The following is a 21,087-nucleotide window of genomic DNA, read 5'->3' as shown; positions in this document are numbered from 1 at the left end:
TTTTCTGATTCTCAAAATGGCTTTGCCATTTTGAGAATTGGTGTTAGCCTGTTGAGCAAGCAGAGTGCTAAGCTATAGCTAAAGTCGCGCCTGCTGCCATAAACCTATGTTTACTGAAGTTCAAATCGAGAACTATAAGTCCATCCAAAGTCTCAAGATCGGTTTGGGTCGGGTTAATGTGTTTATTGGTGAAAATGGCTGTGGGAAAAGCAATATTTTAGAAGCGATCGCTTTAGCTGGTGCGGCGGCAGGTAACAAATTAGACAACGAGTTTTTGGCTCCTAGAGGAATTAGGGTTACTGAACCCGAATTTATGCGATCGGCTTTTGAAAAAGAAAATGTGACAAAAGAGGTCAAAATAAATTTAAAAGTGAACCCAGAAATCTCTTTTAACTTTATATTACAACACGATAATCAAGCTTATTCTAGCTGGATCAATACTAGTATACTTAATCCACTCGAAAAATTTGCTGGTTTTTTAAAAGATACAGAATTAAATGATCCTGAAAACAAAATCTTTGCGCGTAAAATCGGCGAAAAAAAAATATTGAATATTTTAGATTCCATAACAAAAATCACAAAAGAATCGATTCAAAATGCAATCAATGAAGAAGCTTGGCAAATTGACAACAATTCGTATGAGTTTGATGAATTATTACATAAGGCTAGGGATCATGTTTTTAATCTAATTATTAATGATGAAAAAAAAGAAATCTCATTAGTCAAAGAGTTTCTAATATACTCGCCAGAGAACTCCTCGTTGCGAACTTTTGAGGAAGAAGGGCAAGTTCAACCTCTAGGAATTAAGGGACAAGGTTTACTTAAACTTTTAAGGATTTTAAGTAGTAGTTCAGATAAAATTAATGAGATCAAAGAAAGACTTGAATTAATTGATTGGTTTGATGATTTTAAAATACATCAAGATTCTGATATAGAGAGAACTATTCAAATTAAAGATCGTTACTTAACTAAAGAATTACCTTACTTTAATCAAAGAAGCTCTAATGAAGGCTTTTTGTTTTTGATGTTTTACTTTGCTTTGTTTATTAGTGATGATACACCAAAGTTTTTTGCGATTGATAACATCGAAAATGCACTTAATCCCAAGTTATGTACAAGGCTAATTCAAGAATTAGTAAAACTAGCAAAAAAGGATAATAAGAAACAAGTTATATTTACAACTCACAATCCTGCTGTCTTAGACGGATTAGATTTAAGTGACGACGACCAAAGGCTTTTTGTTATTTATCGCAACATAGATGGACATACTAAAGCTAAACGAGTTTTTCAACCTGAGCCATTAGATGATGACGATCCTGTACCATTATCTGAAGCATTTATGAATGGTTACATTGGAGGACTGCCTAATAACTTTTAATATGAATAATCCAAAGAATCCATTTGCAGGAATTGCAGAAGGCATAACCGATCAGAAAGTAATTGATAATATCCTAGTGGGATATTTCAATGATCGTGATATTAGTATTAACTGGCTTCAGCCAGCTAGAGTTGGTAAGAATGGAGGACATGGAGAAGTAACTAACTATTGTCGCTCAAGAAAATTTAAAGCTGTATTTGATAGCAATGAATATGTGATTATTCATATAGATACTGATATTTCTCTAGAATTAGGTGTACCTCACAATGATGAAAATGGTCAACCATTTTCACCTGAGCATCTAATTGAAGGGGTTATAGCTAAGTTTAGAGAAAAAATCGGTGAAGATATCTATAACCAGTTTGCTAACAATATTATTTTTGCGATCGCAGTTCACTCGATAGAATGCTGGCTACTTCCTTTACATTCTAAAGAAGCAAAATCAGAAACTACTGGCTGTTTAAGCACTTTAAGTAAAGTCTTTCCTGAAATGAAGAAAGAAAAAGACTATAAGCATTATCAGAAAATCTCAATGGAATATTCTAAAAATGAATCTTTATTAAAACTTTATGCAGAAAATCCTAGCTTGAAAATCTTTATTGAAGAACTTGCAAAGCGAAATATTGAAATTACTGAAGAATCATGATTTAAAGATTGTTATTCAGTCAGTTCATTAACAACAGATCCTGCTTGTGAAAACAGCGAAGAAACTGCATCTACTAACTGTCCAATTGTGGCAATAACAATTTGCCCAAAATCTACAAGGCTTTGCCAAATATCCACCCCAACATAAACCTTTAAGTAAATCGCTACTAATACAAGTGATATAGTTGCGATCGCAAATTTACCGACCAACTTAGCCAAAAGTTCTAAAATTGCCGAAGTTGCCCAGATAGCTGCACCAAGTGCGATCGCCCCAAGGATTAAGCTAAGAGTTTGGTTTGTTTCCATGTAAAAAAATGATCTCCAGTTTAGACAAGTATAGCGTTCTTGAATTTATCTTAAACGTAAGAATTCAGGCAAGAATAGGGATGAGAGAGATGGAAGAAGGATCAATTAAAGCTTGACGGAAAAAATCAATGACAGATTTACCTTGAACTTTACAAGTTTGAATAACCGTCAATAAAGCGGCGGTATTGCGTAAACCATCCATAGAACGGGAGCCACCACAAACTTTGCGTTTGGTAACAGCAAGTCTGAGATTACGCTCGGCACGATTATTGTCAGGAGGGACATGAGGGTTTTCAAGGAAATACCACCATTGAGCCGATTTCTTCTTGAGGGACTTTAATAAATTACCTGCGGCATAGCCAACTTTGGGCATCCAATCCGAGATAGCTTGGCTGACTCGTTTTTTAAAATCAATCGCCCAATTAAAATATGGTCGAGTATCACGATTTTTTTGCCAAGTCGCATGATGTTCAAAGGCTTCATCAATCAACCTAATGAATATATGCCCAATTTCTTGTTGAGATTTAAGGGTTAATTTAAGTAGTGCTTTAAAGTGTCGTCTTAGGTGAGCCAGACATTTCTGTTGTCGCTCAACGGCGTAACCGTTGTACACACTATAGTCGTCACTACACAATACGCCATCATAGCTTTCTCCCAACACTGACTCTAGTTCGGCACGACTACGAGTATCTGCACCACGATATAGCGCATAACCTTCACCACTGAATGACCATAGCCATTCTTTTACGCCTTTGACGAGCCACGGTGTTTCATCGACTTGAACTTGGGGTTGGTCTTTAATCCAATCTGCTAGTTCTTCCACTTTTGCTTCAATACTGTCTGCTACTCGCTCATTGGTGGCGGCGATGGTTCCTAGTCCGATTTCGCCTAGTCCCATCTCTTTTAGCCATTCTTGCTGTTTTTTATAACTCATATGTCCATAATTCCCTAACCATACCAACATCCCTTGTAGGCTTGCTTCTAGGTCTTGTTCGCCAATCACATCTTTAGGTGATTCTCCCCACACCACTGCGCCACAGTGCTTACATTGACATTCCTGTTGCTGATATTCAACGATTTCAATTGGTTGTTCTACCAATCTTGCTGTTTGTCTGATGCTGACTCCTATCTCTGTCCATGCTTGTCCTCCGCAATTTGGACAGCCTTCGGGCGAGAGCGTCTCAAAGCGATCTACTCGATTAAATCCTTTTCTCGTTTTTCCTTTATGTCCGAATTGTCCTCCTACTTTTTTCTTACCCTCCTCTTCTGCTATTTCTTCGACTTTTTTCTCTGACCGTTTTAATAGGTCACTTGATGGCGGTTTTGATGAGTCTTTGCTACTCCTGTTGTTGACTGCTTTTAGGTTCTCTATTTCTTCATATATTTGCTATGCCCATTCTTGTTGGCGCACGATTACTTCTACCAGTTCTCCTACTGGCATATTTTCTAGTGCTTCTCGTTCATATTGCGGTGGTTCTTTCATCCCTTTACTTTAACCACTTTGACTCTTTTGTCAATTTCTTACCTGATTCTTTACTCTTAAACATAGGCAAAAAAGCCGTATCTAAAGAAACATAGAAAATAAATAAACTGTTCTGTTCCCATGTAAAAATTTGTATAGATATTGAATCTTTGTTCAGTATAAATAGAATTGCATTCCAGCTATGTCGATATAATTATGTCGCTGAAATTGGCGAGACATAACAAGTGTGAGGTAAAAATTATGCAAATTTTCTGGACAATCAATCAAATCCCAGAGTTACAAGGTCTATCACCAGAACAGACAAAAGAGGCATGGCAATTTTGCTACAAAAAATATGCTTTCAAACATTGGCAAAGTTGGGTAAGTCTATTTGCGTTAGGAATTCTGGCTGCTGCGGGTTCAAAATTTGGAATAATTGGTGCAGCAATTGGTGGTGGTCTAGGAGGTGGGATTTTTGGTCTCACCGCCACAAATGTACTTCGCCCACATTTACAAGATTATGTAAGTGCTCACTTCAAAAGTACTAGCTCTTCAACAGACTCATCTTCTGATAATCCATCAAATCCCGATCAATCAAGCAATGATTTCTAGTTCGCTTTTCAGGCAGAAGTTTGTTTCCTCGCCTTCGGCGAGGAAACAAACCCACTAGTAACATCGCAAAGTTTCACCCAGAGAAAGAGAAGAAACCGCAATGCGCTTTCTTCTCTTTAATAATTACTAGCCGTTTTGCGGTGGTGAATTGCCGTTAAGCCATTAGATTGCAATAGCTTGCCATTCTCCACGATCGCATAGACAATCCAGTGATCGCCACATTCCATCCGTTGTGCAACACAACATTGCAAATATGCCAATCCATCTGGCAAAATTAGACCACCTTCTGTTTCTTCAATTTGTACATCTGTAAAACGATCTTCCCCAGGTGCAAATTTTTTCATAAAGTGTTTGCGAAGTTGTTTGCCTTGTTCAAGAATATTCAAAACAAAGCGATCGCCTTCAAATAAATAAGTCTCGATCGCACGATCCTTGGCAACTGCGATCGTTAAGCCTGGAGGATTAAACGAAGCTTGCGATACCCAAGATGCAAGCATCGCCGTTGAGATTTCACCATGTTTGACTGTTAGTACACATAGAGAACCAACAATTCGCCCTACAGCTTGCTCCACAGTACTTCCGGGATTGAGAGTTGTCCGAACTTTTTTGGCTTTCTTCAGCGCTTGAGCAAAATCAGTTCCTGTCTCTTCACAAACTTGTAAAGTTGCTTCGGTAGGCGTGAACTTAATCCGAATCGGCTCAAAGGCAAGAGTATAGCCAGCATCCTTTAGCTTTCCAGAAATAATATCTACAGCTTCGCCACTCCATCCATAGGAGCCAAATACACCTGCTTGATAGCTCTTAGTCGCTGTAGACAAAACTATGCCCAAAGCCGTTTGCACCTGTGTTGGTAAATGTCCACCCAAGGTTGGCGAACCAATTAAGAAACCAGACGATTTTTCGATCGCAATTTTGATCTCTTCAGGTTCGGCAGTTTCACAATTAATTAACTCGACAGCAACTCCTGCCTTGGTGATGCCTCGTGCCAAAGCATTAGCGATCGTCGTCGTATTGCCATAGGCCGAAGCAAACAGCAATGCTACAGAAATATTTTGCTGTTTCTGCGCTTCACTCCATTGACGATAGAGATTGACCAACTCATGCAACCCATAGCGCAACATTGGCCCATGTCCAGGAGCATAAAACACCGCAGGCAGATCGGTTAGCTTATCGAGGGCTGCCTCAACTTGGCGGACTTGGTTTGCCATCGTGCTATCGAAATAATAACGGCGATCGCCTAATAGATGACTCCAACCCTCGTCAAAGACCTGATCTCCACAGATATGTGCCCCAAAAAATTTATCTGTATATAAAATCTGTGTTTTCGAGTCGTATGTGCAAAGCTCGTCAGGATGACGCGGTGTAGAAGTGGGAATAAATTTGAGAATGTGACCTTTACCAAGATCGAGGGTTTCCTCACCCCGTACAACTTGAATTTTGAGATTTTTCCCGAAGGTTTCCTCTAGGCTTTGACGTAAAGCGATCGCCCCCGGATTAGTACAAATAAAGGTGATGCGACTATTAATTGCGAGCAAAGCCTTTAATGTCTCAATGCGGTTCTGGTTAACATGACCAAGAATCACATAGCTGATATCGCCAATGTTAATGCGCTTGCGCAGTTCGTTTAGATAAATCTCTGTAAACGTCTCTCCAGGAGGATCAATCAGCGCTAGCAAGTTGCCTTGAATTAAGAAGGAGTTGGCAGTTGTCCCTTTTTCGAGAGCATATTCAATTTCAAATCGCAAGCGATTCCAACTACGCGATCGCAGAGCAAAGGTTTCGTCAGCAATATAAATTGCTTGTACATCACGGGGCTTAGTGTTAGTCACAATCGCATTCTCTCAACTGTTACAAAAGGCTCATTTTTAATCATAGCGACCAAGCGATCACTGCTACTACATAATTTGATTCACAGTTCTTATCAGGCAAATGAGAAATATTGAACAATGTCAATCTTTGCGAAGCTTGATGAACAAATGTATTACCGATCAAGTTTGGTGCTTTCATAATAGATATAATTAGGACATGTCAGGGGTCTCAAGGTATTTATACCAATGCATAAAGCCTTGATCTTAGGCGTTAACCCATGAGTCAGTTGTTAGTTTCTTAATTGGTATTTCAGGCTTCACCCTTGACCCATCTTGATTCTTGAATTGATCTAATCACTAATGTGGTTAGGGAGTTAAATCATTATGACTAGCTCAACTTTTGCCTCAGAACTATCGAGAACTGTTTCTAAAGAACAAGCATTAATACTTTGGTTTGAAGAAGTGGGAATTGCTGACATTCCCTTTGTGGGTGGGAAAAATGCTTCGCTGGGGGAAATGATTCGCCAGCTTCAACCCAAGGGAGTGAATGTTCCTAATGGATTTGCCACCACTGCCTATGCTTTCCGTTATTTCATTGAGAAGGCTGGCTTGGAAACAAAATTGCGCGAACTCTTTGCCGATCTTGATATTGAGGATATGAATAACCTGCGCGATCGCGGTCGTATGGCTCGTGCTTTGGTTCTCAGTACGCCATTTCCTGAGGATTTGCAAATAGCGATCGCTATGTCCTACCAAAAACTATGCGACTGCGAATTGTCCTGTGGTAAAGAAGCCGATGTTGCCGTGCGTTCTAGCGCCACAGCCGAAGATTTGCCCGATGCCAGTTTCGCTGGACAACAGGAAACCTATCTCAATGTCTATGGCGCTAACGAAGTCGTGGATGCTTGCCATCGCTGCTTTGCCTCACTATTCACCGATCGCGCGATTTCCTATCGCACCATCAATGGCTTTGACCATTTCGATATCGCTCTCTCCGTCGGTGTGCAAAAAATGGTGCGTTCTGATCTCGCCTCCTCTGGCGTAATGTTCTCCATTGACACCGAAACAGGCTTTAAAAATGCAGCACTGATTACTGCCGCCTATGGTTTAGGTGAAAACGTGGTGCAGGGTGCTGTCAATCCCGATGAGTATTTTGTATTCAAACCCACACTCAAACAAGGCTTCCGTCCGATTCTCGAAAAACGCCTTGGCACAAAGGAAATCAAGATGGTCTATGACATTGGCGGCGGTAAGCTGACCAAAAATATTCCTGTTCCAGTTTCCGAGCGCGTCAAGTTTGCAATTACCGACGATGAGATTCTCAAACTCGCAGAATGGGCTTGTATCATCGAAGATCACTATTCGGAAGTACGTGGCAAGCTTTCACCAATGGATATTGAATGGGCAAAAGATGGCAGAACTGGCGAATTATTCATCGTCCAAGCTCGTCCTGAAACAGTGCAATCACAGAAGGTTGGCAACATTCTCAAGAATTACAAACTGAATGGTTCCAGTGATGTCCTGATTACAGGTCGTGCTGTCGGTGAGATGATTGGTCAAGGCAAGGCGAATGTGATTCTAGAAGTGCATCACATTGAAGATTTCCAAGCGGGGCAAGTGCTAGTCACTAACAAGACCGACCCTGACTGGGAACCAATCATGAAAAAGGCTAGTGCGATCGTCACCAACCAAGGTGGACGTACCTGCCATGCGGCGATTATTGCGCGAGAAATGGGTATTCCTGCGATCGTTGGTTGTGGCAATGCTACAGGCGTGATCAAGACAGGGCAAGAAGTGACGATTTCCTGCGCTGGAGGCGAAGAAGGCAAGGTTTACGAAGGTCTAGTTCCCTTTGAAGTTGTCGAGACTTCTCTTGATAATTTGCCCAAGCTTTCCACCAAGATTTTGATGAATGTTGGCAATCCTGAAGAAGCTTTTGGCTTGTCTTCGATTCCCTGCGATGGCGTGGGCTTGGCGAGAATGGAATTTATCATCGCCAATCACATCAAGGCGCATCCCCTTGCATTGATGAACTTTGACACCCTTGAAGACAAGGCTGCGAAATGGGAAATTTCGCAATTGACAGCAAGGTATGAAAACAAGTCAGATTTCTTTGTCGATAAACTTGCCCACGGTGTTGGCACGATCGCAGCCGCATTTTATCCCAAACCTGTCGTAGTGAGGATGTCTGACTTCAAGAGCAATGAATATGCCAATCTGCTCGGCGGTCGAGCCTTTGAACCTGTAGAAGAAAATCCGATGATCGGCTGGCGTGGTGCATCGCGCTACTACGATCCGAAATATCGCGAAGCCTATGGCTTGGAATGCCAAGCCCTGAAGCGTGTCCGTGATGATATGGGCTTGACCAATGTGATTCCGATGATTCCTTTCTGTCGCACGCCTGAGGAAGGTCGCAAGGTGCTTGCCGAGATGGCAAAGCATGGCTTGAAGCGTGGCGAGAATGGGCTCGAAGTCTATGTGATGTGCGAAATCCCCAGTAATGTCATCTTGGCGGATGAGTTCTCGCAGGTATTCGATGGCTTCTCGATTGGCTCTAATGATCTCACGCAGTTGACGCTCGGCTTAGATCGTGACTCGTCTCTAGTCGCGCATATCTTCGACGAGCGCAACGAAGCTGTGAAATCAATGATTCGCACGATCATTCAACGAGCCAAGGCAAACGGTCGCAAGATCGGCATCTGTGGTCAAGCGCCCAGTGATTATCCTGAATTTGCGAAGTTCCTTGTCGAGCAAGGCATTGACTCAATCAGTCTTAATCCTGATTCTGTACTGAAAACGATGCTAGCGATCGCATAATTACAGCGCTTTGCGCTCAAACCCGAACCAATAAATTTGTTAAAAGTGTTGCAAAGCAACACTTTTAACAAATTTATTGTGGTTCGTTTGAGCGCAAAGCGCAATAAAAAAGCCGTCACCAGTTGGTGACGGCTTTTTTGTTGGCAAAATTACCAGCTAGATTTAACTACGCCTGGCAATAAGCCTTGGTGAGCCATCTCACGCAAAACGTTACGGCATAAGCCGAAATCTTTGTAATAGCCACGGGGTCTACCAGTTGCCCAGCAGCGATTGCGGTGGCGAGTAGGGTTGGCATTACGAGGAATTTGTTGGATTTCACGGTGGACAGCAACTTTTTGTTGTTGTGTCAGTTCAGGACTGGCAAACTTTTCTTTAAGTGCTTCGAGTTTAGCTGCATACTTTTCAGCTAATTTGGTGCGCTTTTTCTCGCGCTCGATCATGCTTTTCTTAGCCATTGCTGTTCTATCAGGTGATGTAGAGGTAAAAGTCTAAAAATTTAATACAATTCGCGACAGTTACCGATCATAACCTAAATAGCCAATTAATTGAGCATAATTTTTAATTTTGTAAATTTCTTTTAGCCGATCGCCCTGACATGAGCCAGATCGCGATCACGCGATCGTTCTAAATTTATGCAGCTTGTAAAACTGGAATTGCTTGAAACTTTTGGCGTTTGGGCAATGATTCGCCTTTTTCTATGGCAGTTTCTACTAGCAGTTCAATCACTTCTTGAGCATTTTGAACTGCTTCTAGGTAAGTATTCCCATGGGTACAAGGTTGCATCACATTCGTAAATTCGGGTAAAAAGACAACAAAGCAATTATCTTCATCAGACCATTGAATGAGAATTGTGTATTGTATAGTTTTTATTCCTCTTGCCGATTCGCTGGTAAATCCTGCCTTCAGCAACATACTTTTTAGTTCTCGAATCTTTTTTGGCATAAATGCTTATTTTTTAGTCTAGGAATATTTTAGGCGATCGCCCTGACATGAGCCAGATCGCGATCGCGAAGTTTTTAGATCAGTTACAGATATTTCAACTATTTACTACTAGGCTGTATTACAGAAACACTCAGTCTGAAAATTTGTGAAATTAGCATTGTTTGAGTATGAGTTAAGCTGTGGCTTTGATTGGACTGATCAAGAGCAAGAGGCGATCGCCTATTTGGGGACAGTGATCGGAGATTGCCCACTGGAAACTGTGATCAACAATGGCAAACGGGAGCTAAAGGCGAGGCAATATGTGGGAGTATTTCGTTTAGGCGATCGCACAGTACAAGTTCTGCCAAAAATGTATCGATCAACCGATCCTGAAGTCCAGAATCAGGAAGCGGTGCAAAATTTGCTGTATATGCTGGAATATACCAACCAGTTAAATGTCAAGCAATATTCATTGGCTTCTTTATTACAGCAGGATCTAGATTGGTTTGAGATTTTGACTAGATTATTCGCGATTAGTCTCTTGGAGGAGTGGCAAAGAGGCGCATTTCGGAATTATCAATCAGTGAGCGATACTTTGCCTGTGTTAAAGGGAAAATGGAACTTAACCGAACAGTTTCGTCGTCCTGAACGCAAGCATTTATTCTCGGTCACATTTGATGAATTTACGGCAGACAATCAACTCAATCGGGCTTTGCGCTATGTGGTAGAGCGGCTGTATCAGTTAACTCGCAATTTCCATAATCGGCAAATGTTGCATGAGTTGCAGCAATGGATGGAAGAGGTGACTTTGTTGCCAAAGGTGAATGTTGAAGATTTGCAATTAATTCCAATTACGCGCTTAAATCAACGCTTTGAGCCGCTTTTAAATCTGGCGCGTTTATTTCTAGAAAATGAGAGCTTGCAATTATCCAGTGGCAATTTCCAGACTTTTGCCTTTGCTTTGGATATGAATAAGCTGTTTGAGGAGTTTGTGATCAGCTTTATCGATCGCCATCGCCATGAAATTTTGCCCACAGAGTTACAGGATTGTGAATTGCTGTCACAGTCAATGGGCGCAGTGCGCTATTTGGCTAAGACAAGTAATCAACATCCAGTATTTCAACTGAAGCCCGATTTGGTGATTCGTCAAAAGGTCAAATTCCCTTTGATTATCGATACGAAATATAAGCGGCTGAAGGAAGGCGATCGCAAGTTGGGTGTTTCACAGGCAGATTTTTATCAAATGTATGCATATGCTCAACGCTACGATTGTTCGCATGTGTTGCTGATTTATCCGCAAGTTGTGGGGATGTCGGAACTGGAAGCTGAGTTTGCGATCGATGGTGGAAAGATTACGGCAGCAACGATTGATCTTTGTGGTGATTTGAGCAAGCAGGAGGAGCGTGATAAGCTAGTAGAAAGATTGAAACGGCTTTTTGCTGATAGTCAAGGAGTATGAAATGCCAATATCAAAAGGCGATCGCCAAAGAGTTATGCAGTTAGTTGAGCAACTTCCCGAAGAGTCGCTTCGTGAAGTGATTGATTTGTTGAATTCTTTGCTTAGGGAAACTAGCCAAGCTCAAACGCTACCAGCATCTAAGTCTGAAGAGGCGTTATTGCGAGTTATTGATCGGCGACTTTTGCCAAATGAGCAAACTAGGCTTGATTATTTACGCGAACAAAATGAGAGTGGTGATATCACTGAGTCAGAGCACCAAGAGTTGTTGGATTTTGTCTCGCGTGTAGAAAATGAAGATGCTGAAAGGGCATCGGCGATTTTGCAATTAGCGCAAATCCGAAAAGTTGAGCCATTGAGCCTAATCAAAGAATTTTCTTCTCCAATGAGAATCAGTCATGCCGTCTGAAAGAATTCCAACGGCGATACGGCGATTTGTCGCAATCCGAGCAAATAACTATTGTGAATATTGTCGATGCCCTGAAAATATTGGCACACAGAGTTTTACGGTTGAACATATTAAGCCACGACAGGCTGGTGGCGAAACTATTTTAGAAAATCTTGCTTGGAGTTGTTTTGGTTGTAATAGTCACAAGCATACGAAAACTATGGCAATCGATCCTCAGTCTGGAATGCAAGTCAGTTTATTTCATCCTCGTCAGCAAGTTTGGGCAGAGCATTTTGGCTGGAATGAGGACTTAACGTTGATGATTGGCAAGACTTCTGTCGGACGTGCAACGATAGAGGCTTTAATTCTAAACAGACAAAGCGTTGTCAATCTGAGACGTGTTTTAGTTTTTGCGAATCTACATCCTCCCAATTAAAAAACGACAAAAAGATATTTAGGAAGTTAGTAATTATGCAAAATTTAGATTTTGATAGTATGGCTACAGAAAAAAGTAATACCGTCATGAATTTAGATAAAGATGAGCAGGAATTGTTAGACAGTATCGAAAATGATGATTGGATGAGTATTCCTGATTCTAAATTGGAAACCAAACGTTTTCAAGATATAGCTAAACGTCAGGCTTCAATACAAAAAACTTTAACTATCAAAAAATTATTAGATCTCACTAATAGAACTAACAACACTATAATTTATGGATCACCAGGCACGGGCAAAACCTATACAGTTAGTCGATTCGCAAAATTGTTTTTATCCAAACAATTACAATCTCCCATAACTCCAGAGCAACGAAGACAAGATTCAGTAAAAGGTTTAACATGGCATGAAGCGATCGCATTTGCAATGTATGTCAATTATAAAAAAGGTAAATTATTCAAAGTTACTGAACTCGTTAAAGATGATCTGATCGATACTTTTTGGAAGACAACTAAGACTCAGAAATTGAGTAATATGATCCATGCAATGCTGCAAATACATACAGATATTTCTGTTGAAACAGTAAAGTATGGAATCTCAAAAAGGCAGCTTCCATATTTATTTGAGAAGACAAAAGATGGAGATTGGTTCTTAACTGATTTGGGTAGAGAGTATATTGAAGAAAATTTATCTGAACAACTCCAAAACCTCAAGGAATCTACAGGAATTGTTGCAGATATATTAAAATATATAAGGTTTGTTACATTTCACCAATCATTTGCTTATGAAGAATTTGTGGAGGGAATTAAACCTATAACTGATGAGTTAGGAGAAGTTAGTTATAGGGTTGTTGATGGAGTATTTAAACGAATTTGTAGACAAGCAGAATTAGATCCAGATAATAAGTATCTGATTATTATTGACGAAATCAACAGAGCAAATATTTCTAAAGTTTTTGGTGAATTAATTACGCTGATTGAAGATGATAAAAGGATAGGAGCGCGTAACGAATTAAAAGTTACCTTGCCTTACTCACAAGAAGAATTTGGTGTACCGAAAAATCTATATATATTAGGAACAATGAACACAAGCGATCGCTCGATCGCACTGCTAGACATCGCCCTCCGCCGTAGGTTTACATTTATTGAACTCAAACCCGATCCCGAACTGCTCAAAGAGATAGTTATTGATGGCATACATTGCGATCGCCTACTCACCCAACTCAACAAACGCATTACCCTCCTCATCGGACGCGATTACCAAATTGGGCATAGTTACTTCATGAATATCGAAACCCTTGAAGACCTCCGATTCACTTGGTATCACCGCATCATTCCCCTACTGCAAGAATACTTCTATCACGACAGTAAAAGACTAAGCGCTGTAATTGGTAGCGAATTTATGCAGCCGATAGATATTAGCGATGTTCCCGATACTCTAAGAGACTTTCGGGGAATAGAAACTCAATATGAAATCGCAGACTTGCAAGGTGATGATTTTAAAAATGCACTGTTGAAAATTGCTTGACTATGGAGTGTACTCAACTTAGACGAAATGGACGCAAATAATTGGAGAAGTCGAACAAGTAAAGCAGCCAGAAGCACTAGGTCTTTTACGATGATTTAAGATTATATATGTATATAGGTCAAAACAACAGTTGTAAAAGCTATGACTCCTCAAACAGGTATCTTGGTTAGTGTGTCAGCAGATGGCAAATTGGAGATCCCGCCAGAGTTACAGTCTCAAATGGAGCCATTATCTAGATATGAAGTCCTTGTGACCAATAACGAGATAATTTTCAAAAGAATACCGCAGTCTTTGACATGGGATGATTTATCACAACGTATTGAAGCAGCAGGAATTGATCCAGAAGAGCCATCACTTCAAGAAATCAGTGACATCGTAAAAGATGTAAGAAAATCTCGTAGAGCTAGAAGTGAATGCGCCTAGTTTTAGATGTCAACGTTTGGATTTCTGGATTGCTATGGGGTGGAAGTCCCAGACAAATCGTAAATCTGGCAAAAGCAGGACAAATAACAATCTTTATCTCAGAGCCAATTTTGAGTGAGTTGGCAGAAGTTTTAGTTCGGGCAAAATTTCAGGCAAGAATGAGATCGCTAGACATCACCGCTGATGATTTGCTGAATATAGCTCAACAACTTTCAGAAAACTGTGTCCCCGTTTCAGTCAATGTTCCTCAATTACGCGATCCTGAGGATGCCGTAATTTTAGGCACAGCGATCGCAGCAAAAGCCATGTTGATTGTTTCTGGGGATCTCGATCTATTGGTACTTAAAGAATTTGCAAATATTCCGATTCTGACTCCAATTGATTTTTTGAATCAGCATCAGATGAATATATAGCGCGATCGCCTATAGGACTGAAAAGGACGATATATGGCAATATAGGGATTAACGACAATCAGCCTAACTTGTGCCGCTTGATATAAACCGTTTACAACAAGCCTTGAGCATCGAGGCAGAGAAAGGCTTTTCCAACTTACAGGGAAAGCAATTTTTGTTTGCAGATTTTTTAAATGTGAGCTTAAAAGAGATCCCAGAAGACTGGGAAATGAGCGATCGCCTTCAAGCCAACACCCTCGCCAATCAATATGCCCAATACAGCGATTTAACCCTATCCCGCAGACAACATTTAGTTGCAGAAACCCGTCGCCTGCTCTACGAAGTACGTCGTCGTGAAATCGCACAAACTAGCGCCGCCCCAAAAACAAAGAAACCTAAGACCGAAGCGATCGCAGCGACTGAACCCAAAGCCACCAAGAAAATAACACCCGATACGGAATTAAAAAGCGTAGAAGGCGTTGGTTCATTTATGGCTACCAAATTTAAGCTGCTCGATTTGCATACAGTGCGCGACGTGCTTAATTACTATCCTCGCGATCATATTGACTATGCGAGGCAAATCCCCATCCGTGACCTTAAAGATGGCGATACGGTTACAGTCATCGGCACGATTAAAAGATTTGGATGTTTTACTAGCCCAAAAAATACTAACCTCACGATTGTCGAAATTATTCTGCGCGACTATACAGGGCAGATTAAACTTAGTCGCTTCTGGACAGGCAAACGCTACGCCAATCGAGGCTGGCAAGAATCGCAAAAAAAGCTCTATCCACAAGGCTGTACAGTTGCGGCTTCGGGAGTAGTCAAACAGAGCAAATATGGTTTGACCTTAGAGAATTATGAAGTGGAAGTTCTTGAACATACGCAAGACACAATTCAGTCCAAAACCGTCGGACGGGTCGTACCAGTTTATCCACTTACAGAAGGAATTTCCCCAGAAGCAATTCGTCGCCTTGTTGCTCAATGTTTGCCCGCAGCTTCTCAAATCCACGATCCGATGCCCGATCGCTTTTTGAATGATTATAAAATGATGCGATTGCCCGATGCGATCGCGCAAGTACATTATCCCGACACTAGCGAAACCCTAGAGCAAGCCGTAATTCGCCTCACCTTCGATAAATATTTCTATCGTCGCCTTGTTTCCCTCTACCGCCGTCATCAGCAAAAAGCAATTCAGTTTGTCCCCCAAAGCCAAGCGATCGCCCAATTAGAAAAACTACTTCCCTTTGAATTAACTAATGCTCAAAAGCGAGTTGTTGCCGAAATTCGTGCTGACCTTCAAGGTCAAACGCCGATGAATCGCCTCGTCCAAGGCGATGTCGGCTCAGGTAAAACCATTGTGGCAGTGTATGCACTGTTAACTGCGATCGAGGCAGGTTATCAAACCGCGCTAATGGCTCCGACCGAAGTTCTTACGGAGCAGCATTATCGAAAGATTGTTGAGTGGTTTATGCAGCTAAATTTGCCCGTAGAAATTTTAACTGGCTCCACAAAAACAGCAAAACGGCGCGAAACTTTGCGGCAATTGGAAACAGGCGAATTGCCCTTGGTAATTGGTACTCACGCCTTAATTCAAGATGGTGTCAACTTTGCGCGGCTAGGACTAGCGGTAATCGATGAGCAACATCGTTTTGGCAGAGATCAGCGATCGCGACTTTTGCAAAAAGGGAATGATCCGCATGTATTAATCATGACCGCCACACCAATTCCACGCACTCTCTATCTAACTAATTCCGAAATCGAAGTTAGCATTATCGATGAACTTCCTCCAGGACGCAAACCAATTCAAACCGTTCTGCTAAAACCTTCTCAGCGCAAAGATGCTTTCGATTTAATTCGTCGTGAAATTGCTCAAGATCGCCAAGCATATATTGTCTTTCCTCTAGTAGAAGAGTCCGAGAAAATGGAAGATATTAAGGCTGCAACCCAAGAACGCGAACATTTGCAAAATGTAGTTTTCCCTAACTTCCAAATTGGCTTACTTCACGGTCAAATGTCTTCCGCCGAAAAAGATGAAGCGATTAATACTTTCCGCAGAGGCGAAACCCAAATCCTAGTGGCGACAACGGTGATCGAAGTGGGTGTAGATATTCCTAATGCATCGGTGATGCTGATCGAACATGCCGATCGCTTTGGGCTTGCTCAGCTTCACCAATTACGAGGCAGAGTTGGACGTGGTGCAGCGCAGTCCTATTGCCTATTATTAAGCGGTTCTAAATCACAAACTTCTCAAGAGCGTTTACAAGTTCTCGAACAATCGCAGGATGGTTTTTTTATCGCTGAACGAGATTTTCAGATGCGCGGTAAAGGTAAAGACGAAGGAACAGAGCAATCAGGACATGCGGGTTTCTCGATTGAGGATCGTTTGCCAGATGAAGCAGCGCGTCAGGAGATTTTCCAAATTGCCCGTGAAGCTGCCGAACGGATTATCAAAAAAGATGCCACCTTGGAACATTTCCCTGAGTTAAAAGCTGAATTTGAGATGCATTATCAACGTTTGCAAGGCGGCGCAATTTTCACGTAATGAACATCTTGTAGCGCGGCGAAGCCGCGCTACAAGATGTTCATTATTAAAGCGCTGCGATTTAAGCTTTATAGTGGCTAAAATCGTTGTAAGTTTAATTATGCCCACCTACTTATAGCAATCTTTTAGATGAGTATCGAGAATGTATTTCTAAATAATATTTGGTACTACGCACTCGTAGGAGAGCAAATCAAGCGCGGAAAAGTGCTTGCAAAAACAATACTCAATGAGCCAATCTTGTTTGGGCGCACTCTTGATGGCGAAGTCTTTGCACTACGTGACATTTGTCCTCATAGAGCCATTCCCCTAAGCTGTGGACGCTTTGATGGCCACGAAGTTGAATGTAGTTATCATGGCTGGCATTTTGACAGGGTTGGACAATGCACCAAAATCCCCTCGCTCACCGATGACCAAACTCTCAACTTAGATCTTTTTCGGGTGAAGTCATATCCAGTTCGAGAAATCCAAGGCAATATTTGGATCTACATGCCAGTAAATAGCTCAACTTACAGCGAAACCGAAACTAGAGCCGCTGAACTAGATATTCCAGAAATTATTGGGTTTGACAAATTCGCTACGCCGCAAGCGGTCGAAATCATGAATTTCCCATGTCATATCGATCATGCCGTCGTCGGTTTAATGGATCCCGCCCATGTTCCCTTTGTGCACAGAGCATGGTGGTGGCGGGCTGATCCTAACTTGTCGGAAGAAGTCAAAGCCTTCGATCCTTCTCCCTACGGCTTTACAATGCGGCGACATCAACTTTTGCGATCGACTTTTTTCTATGATCTAATCGGTGGTAAGCCCGAAGTCGAGATCTCTTTCCGTTTACCAGGAGTCAGAATTGAAACAATTACAACTAAACAGCATACCGTTTGCAATATGACTGTAATCACACCAATATCCGAAAACCAAACCGAGGTAACGACTCTTTTTTACACTACTCTCCCTTGGGTAAAGGCGCTCAGACCAATACTTTTACCCTTTGTTCGCACCTTTCTCAATCAAGATCGCGATATGGTAGTTAAGCAGCAAATTGGATTAAAATCCGATCCATCTTTGATGCTGATCAAGGATGCCGACACCCAAGCTCGTTGGTACTATCAACTTAAAGCCGAATTTACCCGCGCCAACAATGAAAACCGCCCTTTTGAGAATCCTGTCAAAGAGCGCATCTTACGCTGGCGCAGTTGAATGATGTGGCGGCGAAGGGAATTACCCCACCCTAACCCTCCCCTTGCAAAGGGGAGGGAACAAGATTTCTGGTCTTCCCCCTTTGCAAGGGGGAATTAAAGGGGTAAATCCGATTTTGCAAGGTGGCGGGGGATCTAGACCATTCTTAAAGGTCGCTTAGACTTTGGTCAACCAGTGATGATAATCGGGTAGAAGCCCTTGGACAGCCTTGCTGTATAGGTCGCGGAGCTTCTTTGTGATCTCACCGATAGTTCCATCACCAACAGGGCGATGATCGAAGCTGGTGATTGGCGCGAGTTCGGTTGCCGTACCGACAAAAAACGCTTCATCGGCAATATATAACTCGGTGCGGTCAATCGTACGCGATACAGTCTCTATTCCTAGTTCTTTTGCCGCTAACTCCATTACCGAGCTGCGAGTGATACCTTCGAGAATATTGTCAGTAATAGAACTAGTGATTAGTTTCCCCTCTCTTACCAAAAAGAGATTCATCGCACTTCCTTCGGCAACATGACCTTCATTAGTTAAAACCACAACATCATCAAAGCCAGAAGCATAACCATCAGTTTTAGCGAGAGCTGTATTTACATAAGCACCATTCACTTTTGCCCTAGCAGGGATAGCATTGTCATCTAAACGTCGCCATGAAGACACACCTACTTTGATGCCATTGCTAGTATCAAGATAGCCATCCATCGGCACAGAGAAAAGGCAAAAATCATCATGGGTATGAGGAACTTTAAGAATTGGTCCAATCCGAAGGTCAGCTTTGTAGATAATTGGACGAATATATGTAGCTGAGTTGCATTGATTGCGCTGGATTAACTCAGAGGTGAGATGAATCATCGTCTCAACATCGAGAGGATGTTGTAAGCCAATAATGCGGCAACTTTGGATCAGTCGTTGGTAATGCTCTTTAAGGCGAAAAGCCGCCATACGGTTTTCTTCTGGTAGCCAATACGCCTTGATACCTTCAAAAACAGCCGTGCCGTATAGAAATGCGTGGGTGCGGATATTAATAGTGGCATCTTCGAGAGGGACGAATGTTCCGCGTATATAGGCGTACTGTAAGGTCATGGTTTAACACATCTTGATCAATTATTTTTCTATCATATAACTAGGATTAATTAAAACTCAGAAAATTATCGGCAGCAATTCGCGCCGTGCCTGAAAAAATAGAGATTAATCGTGGTTTAAAGCGCCACAATTAATTGCCGCAATGCACACCACAAGGACATAAATCTGTGAATACTGTTGACTACCTTCGCATCAGTTTGATCGATCGCTGCAATTTTCGTTGCACCTACTGTATGCCTGAAGGCGCAGAAGTTGATTATATTCAAGCGCAGGAAAGCCTCACCAATGATGAATTAATCGCGTTATTAAAAGAGGTATTTATTCCCCTTGGCTTTAAGAAATTTCGGCTAACTGGGGGTGAACCTTTACTGCGGCGCGATTTGGTGAGCTTGATAGAGGCGATCGCAAGTTTACAGGGTGTCGAAGATTTGTCGATGACCACTAATGGTTTTATGCTAGGCGAATTAGCGAAACCTTTGTATGAAGCAGGTTTACGGCGAATTAATATTAGTCTTGATTCCCTCGATCGCGATGTGTTTCGGCAGATTACAGGGCGCAATCTCTGGGAGAAAGTATGGGCGGGAATTTTAGCAGCTCACGAAGTGGGTTTTGATCCACTTAAGTTAAATGTGGTGGTCGTGCCAGATGTGAATGATCGCGAAATACTAGATTTAGCCGCCCTAAGCATTGATCGCAATTGGCATATTCGGTTTATTGAGTTTATGCCGATTGGTAATGACAGCCTATTTACCCATAAAGGTTGGGTAGACTCAGCAACCTTACGCCAACAAATAGGTGATCTCTATGGCTTAAATGCTGGTAATTGCAAAGGCAATGGGCCCGCTGATGTATTTCAAATTCCTAATGCGAAAGGGACTTTGGGCTTTATTAGTCAAATGTCTGAATGTTTTTGCGATCGCTGCAATCGGATGCGTCTCTCTGCGGATGGCTTATTGCGCCCATGTTTATTAAATGAAACTGGACAAATTGATCTCAAAACGGCATTACGTCAGGGTCAAGATTTTACTGAGCTAAGAATCGCGGTACGTGATTTGCTGAATCTCAAGGATGAAATTAACTTTAAAGAACGCGATCGGGGGACTGGCGAACAAAAAAGTTATTTTCGCACCATGTCCCAAATTGGCGGATGAGCCAAAAATCTCGCATCGCGAGATTTTTCTCCAAACAAAAAAGACTCGCATCGCGAGTCTTTTTTATTTATTTTGTTTTAGAAATACAAAATATCCCTTCGGCATCAGTAGCCACCATACCGTATGTGTAGCGGATAGCTTTAGGTCTACTAATTTGCGCTTACCCCTTTCGGAAGTAATTGCCATTTCGGGGATACCAGACCCACACGGGGGGGAATAGGATGGGTCTATTAGTAATGTATACCATCCTCTGATTATTTGCAACACTATATGGCAAATTTTTTGGAAGTCATAGCACTTTACACTGAAATAAAACCAAATATTTTTGTAAGAATGCTGCTTTGCAGCATTCTTACAAAAATATTTGGTTTTCCAAAAGATAAGGGGCGGCACTTCGCGCCGCCCCTTATCTTTTGGATTTTAGCTACCGCGTCAATTATCAAGATACGATAACTTTTGTAAGGGTTTACCGCATAAACCATTAGGTATGATTAGAGATTGGCAGCTTTGCAATTGTTTGGCAATTTTTGGTAGCTGCCAGTATGGATGT

The 21,087-nt window shown here is 41.7% G+C and carries 18 protein-coding genes, 1 pseudogene and 1 riboswitch; of the genes and pseudogenes, 13 read left to right on the top strand and 6 right to left on the bottom strand.

Annotated features, from left to right (window positions below; genetic code table 11):
* Nucleotides 1-106: 106 nt before the first annotated feature.
* Entirely contained in the window at nucleotides 107-1,378 is a 1,272-nt protein-coding gene (locus CQ839_RS01945) for an AAA family ATPase (protein WP_103666581.1), read from the top strand.
* A 1-nt stretch (nucleotide 1,379) separates the two neighbouring features.
* Nucleotides 1,380-2,024: a phage tail protein gene (locus tag CQ839_RS01940; protein ID WP_103666580.1), complete on the top strand. Its 645-nt coding sequence runs from the start codon at nucleotides 1,380-1,382 to the stop codon at nucleotides 2,022-2,024.
* Between the two features lie 11 nt (nucleotides 2,025-2,035).
* On the opposite strand, the gene CQ839_RS01935 is transcribed toward CQ839_RS01940, so the two are convergent.
* Nucleotides 2,036-2,329, bottom strand: a complete 294-nt coding sequence (locus CQ839_RS01935) for a hypothetical protein (protein WP_103666579.1) — start codon at nucleotides 2,327-2,329, stop codon at nucleotides 2,036-2,038.
* 64 nt (nucleotides 2,330-2,393) lie between these two features.
* Nucleotides 2,394-3,812, bottom strand: a pseudogene (locus tag CQ839_RS01930) (IS66 family transposase).
* 240 nt (nucleotides 3,813-4,052) lie between these two features.
* Here CQ839_RS01930 and CQ839_RS01925 point away from each other — a divergent pair.
* On the top strand, nucleotides 4,053-4,403 hold the full coding sequence (locus tag CQ839_RS01925; protein WP_103666578.1) for a hypothetical protein: 351 nt from the start codon (nucleotides 4,053-4,055) through the stop codon (nucleotides 4,401-4,403).
* Nucleotides 4,404-4,519: 116 nt separating this feature from the next.
* Here CQ839_RS01925 and CQ839_RS01920 read toward each other — a convergent pair whose 3' ends face one another.
* On the bottom strand, nucleotides 4,520-6,232 hold the full coding sequence (locus CQ839_RS01920) for a diflavin flavoprotein (RefSeq protein ID WP_103666577.1): 1,713 nt from the start codon (nucleotides 6,230-6,232) through the stop codon (nucleotides 4,520-4,522).
* 363 nt (nucleotides 6,233-6,595) lie between these two features.
* Here CQ839_RS01920 and ppsA point away from each other — a divergent pair, with 363 nt between their 5' ends.
* Nucleotides 6,596-9,028 (top strand): phosphoenolpyruvate synthase, encoded by a 2,433-nt coding sequence (gene ppsA, locus CQ839_RS01915; protein ID WP_103666576.1) that lies wholly within the window; start codon nucleotides 6,596-6,598, stop codon nucleotides 9,026-9,028.
* Between the two features lie 149 nt (nucleotides 9,029-9,177).
* Here ppsA and rpsN read toward each other — a convergent pair whose 3' ends face one another.
* Nucleotides 9,178-9,483, bottom strand: a complete 306-nt coding sequence (rpsN, locus tag CQ839_RS01910) for a 30S ribosomal protein S14 (RefSeq protein WP_103666575.1) — start codon at nucleotides 9,481-9,483, stop codon at nucleotides 9,178-9,180.
* 175 nt (nucleotides 9,484-9,658) lie between these two features.
* Complete coding sequence (locus CQ839_RS01905; RefSeq protein WP_103666701.1) at nucleotides 9,659-9,889, bottom strand: type II toxin-antitoxin system HicB family antitoxin; 231 nt, start codon at nucleotides 9,887-9,889, stop codon at nucleotides 9,659-9,661.
* A 226-nt stretch (nucleotides 9,890-10,115) separates the two neighbouring features.
* Here CQ839_RS01905 and CQ839_RS01900 point away from each other — a divergent pair, with 226 nt between their 5' ends.
* The 8 genes from CQ839_RS01900 to CQ839_RS01865 all read left to right on the top strand — a co-directional run bounded on the left by CQ839_RS01900 (nucleotide 10,116) and on the right by CQ839_RS01865 (nucleotide 18,309).
* Entirely contained in the window at nucleotides 10,116-11,408 is a 1,293-nt protein-coding gene (locus tag CQ839_RS01900) for an McrC family protein (protein WP_103666574.1), read from the top strand.
* A gap of 1 nt (nucleotide 11,409) precedes the next feature.
* Complete coding sequence (locus CQ839_RS01895; RefSeq protein WP_103666573.1) at nucleotides 11,410-11,814, top strand: hypothetical protein; 405 nt, start codon at nucleotides 11,410-11,412, stop codon at nucleotides 11,812-11,814.
* Nucleotides 11,804-12,229 (top strand): HNH endonuclease, encoded by a 426-nt coding sequence (locus tag CQ839_RS01890; protein WP_103666572.1) that lies wholly within the window; start codon nucleotides 11,804-11,806, stop codon nucleotides 12,227-12,229. The genes CQ839_RS01895 and CQ839_RS01890 overlap by 11 nt, the downstream gene beginning before the upstream one ends.
* Before the next feature lie 35 nt (nucleotides 12,230-12,264).
* Nucleotides 12,265-13,755 carry an AAA family ATPase gene (locus tag CQ839_RS01885; protein WP_103666571.1) on the top strand — a complete coding sequence of 497 codons (1,491 nt, stop codon included), beginning with the start codon at nucleotides 12,265-12,267 and terminating at the stop codon, nucleotides 13,753-13,755.
* A gap of 141 nt (nucleotides 13,756-13,896) precedes the next feature.
* Nucleotides 13,897-14,178 (top strand): hypothetical protein, encoded by a 282-nt coding sequence (locus CQ839_RS01880; protein ID WP_219817704.1) that lies wholly within the window; start codon nucleotides 13,897-13,899, stop codon nucleotides 14,176-14,178.
* On the top strand, nucleotides 14,169-14,591 hold the full coding sequence (locus CQ839_RS01875; RefSeq protein WP_103666570.1) for a putative toxin-antitoxin system toxin component, PIN family: 423 nt from the start codon (nucleotides 14,169-14,171) through the stop codon (nucleotides 14,589-14,591). Before CQ839_RS01880 ends, CQ839_RS01875 begins: the two co-directional genes overlap by 10 nt.
* A gap of 70 nt (nucleotides 14,592-14,661) precedes the next feature.
* Nucleotides 14,662-17,115, top strand: a complete 2,454-nt coding sequence (gene recG, locus CQ839_RS01870; RefSeq protein ID WP_103666569.1) for an ATP-dependent DNA helicase RecG — start codon at nucleotides 14,662-14,664, stop codon at nucleotides 17,113-17,115.
* Nucleotides 17,116-17,244: 129 nt separating this feature from the next.
* Complete coding sequence (locus CQ839_RS01865) at nucleotides 17,245-18,309, top strand: aromatic ring-hydroxylating dioxygenase subunit alpha (protein ID WP_103666568.1); 1,065 nt, start codon at nucleotides 17,245-17,247, stop codon at nucleotides 18,307-18,309.
* A gap of 156 nt (nucleotides 18,310-18,465) precedes the next feature.
* On the opposite strand, the gene CQ839_RS01860 is transcribed toward CQ839_RS01865, so the two are convergent.
* The gene (locus tag CQ839_RS01860; protein ID WP_103666567.1) at nucleotides 18,466-19,386 is read right to left on the bottom strand and encodes a branched-chain amino acid transaminase; all 921 of its coding nucleotides are present in this window, start codon (nucleotides 19,384-19,386) and stop codon (nucleotides 18,466-18,468) included.
* A gap of 167 nt (nucleotides 19,387-19,553) precedes the next feature.
* Between CQ839_RS01860 and moaA the strand changes: the two genes are divergently transcribed.
* Nucleotides 19,554-20,537, top strand: a complete 984-nt coding sequence (gene moaA, locus CQ839_RS01855) for a GTP 3',8-cyclase MoaA (protein ID WP_103666566.1) — start codon at nucleotides 19,554-19,556, stop codon at nucleotides 20,535-20,537.
* A 97-nt stretch (nucleotides 20,538-20,634) separates the two neighbouring features.
* Nucleotides 20,635-20,731: riboswitch (cyclic di-GMP riboswitch) on the bottom strand.
* Nucleotides 20,732-21,087 lie beyond the last annotated feature (356 nt).

This window comes from Pseudanabaena sp. BC1403 (assembly GCF_002914585.1).
Lineage (GTDB): Bacteria > Cyanobacteriota > Cyanobacteriia > Pseudanabaenales > Pseudanabaenaceae > Pseudanabaena.
This window is presented reverse-complemented; position numbering and strand designations above follow the sequence as displayed.

Bases quoted from the DNA above. Each gene is read 5' to 3' on its own strand.
- CQ839_RS01945 (WP_103666581.1), top strand. From the start codon at position 107: ATGTTTACTGAAGTTCAAATCGAGAACTATAAGTCCATCCAAAGTCTC.
- CQ839_RS01940 (WP_103666580.1), top strand. From the start codon at position 1,380: ATGAATAATCCAAAGAATCCATTTGCAGGAATTGCAGAAGGCATAACC.
- CQ839_RS01935 (WP_103666579.1), bottom strand. From the start codon at position 2,329: ATGGAAACAAACCAAACTCTTAGCTTAATCCTTGGGGCGATCGCACTT.
- CQ839_RS01925 (WP_103666578.1), top strand. From the start codon at position 4,053: ATGCAAATTTTCTGGACAATCAATCAAATCCCAGAGTTACAAGGTCTA.
- ppsA (WP_103666576.1), top strand. From the start codon at position 6,596: ATGACTAGCTCAACTTTTGCCTCAGAACTATCGAGAACTGTTTCTAAA.
- rpsN (WP_103666575.1), bottom strand. From the start codon at position 9,483: ATGGCTAAGAAAAGCATGATCGAGCGCGAGAAAAAGCGCACCAAATTA.
- CQ839_RS01895 (WP_103666573.1), top strand. From the start codon at position 11,410: ATGCCAATATCAAAAGGCGATCGCCAAAGAGTTATGCAGTTAGTTGAG.
- CQ839_RS01890 (WP_103666572.1), top strand. From the start codon at position 11,804: ATGCCGTCTGAAAGAATTCCAACGGCGATACGGCGATTTGTCGCAATC.
- CQ839_RS01885 (WP_103666571.1), top strand. From the start codon at position 12,265: ATGCAAAATTTAGATTTTGATAGTATGGCTACAGAAAAAAGTAATACC.
- CQ839_RS01880 (WP_219817704.1), top strand. From the start codon at position 13,897: ATGACTCCTCAAACAGGTATCTTGGTTAGTGTGTCAGCAGATGGCAAA.
- CQ839_RS01875 (WP_103666570.1), top strand. From the start codon at position 14,169: ATGCGCCTAGTTTTAGATGTCAACGTTTGGATTTCTGGATTGCTATGG.
- CQ839_RS01865 (WP_103666568.1), top strand. From the start codon at position 17,245: ATGAGTATCGAGAATGTATTTCTAAATAATATTTGGTACTACGCACTC.
- CQ839_RS01860 (WP_103666567.1), bottom strand. From the start codon at position 19,386: ATGACCTTACAGTACGCCTATATACGCGGAACATTCGTCCCTCTCGAA.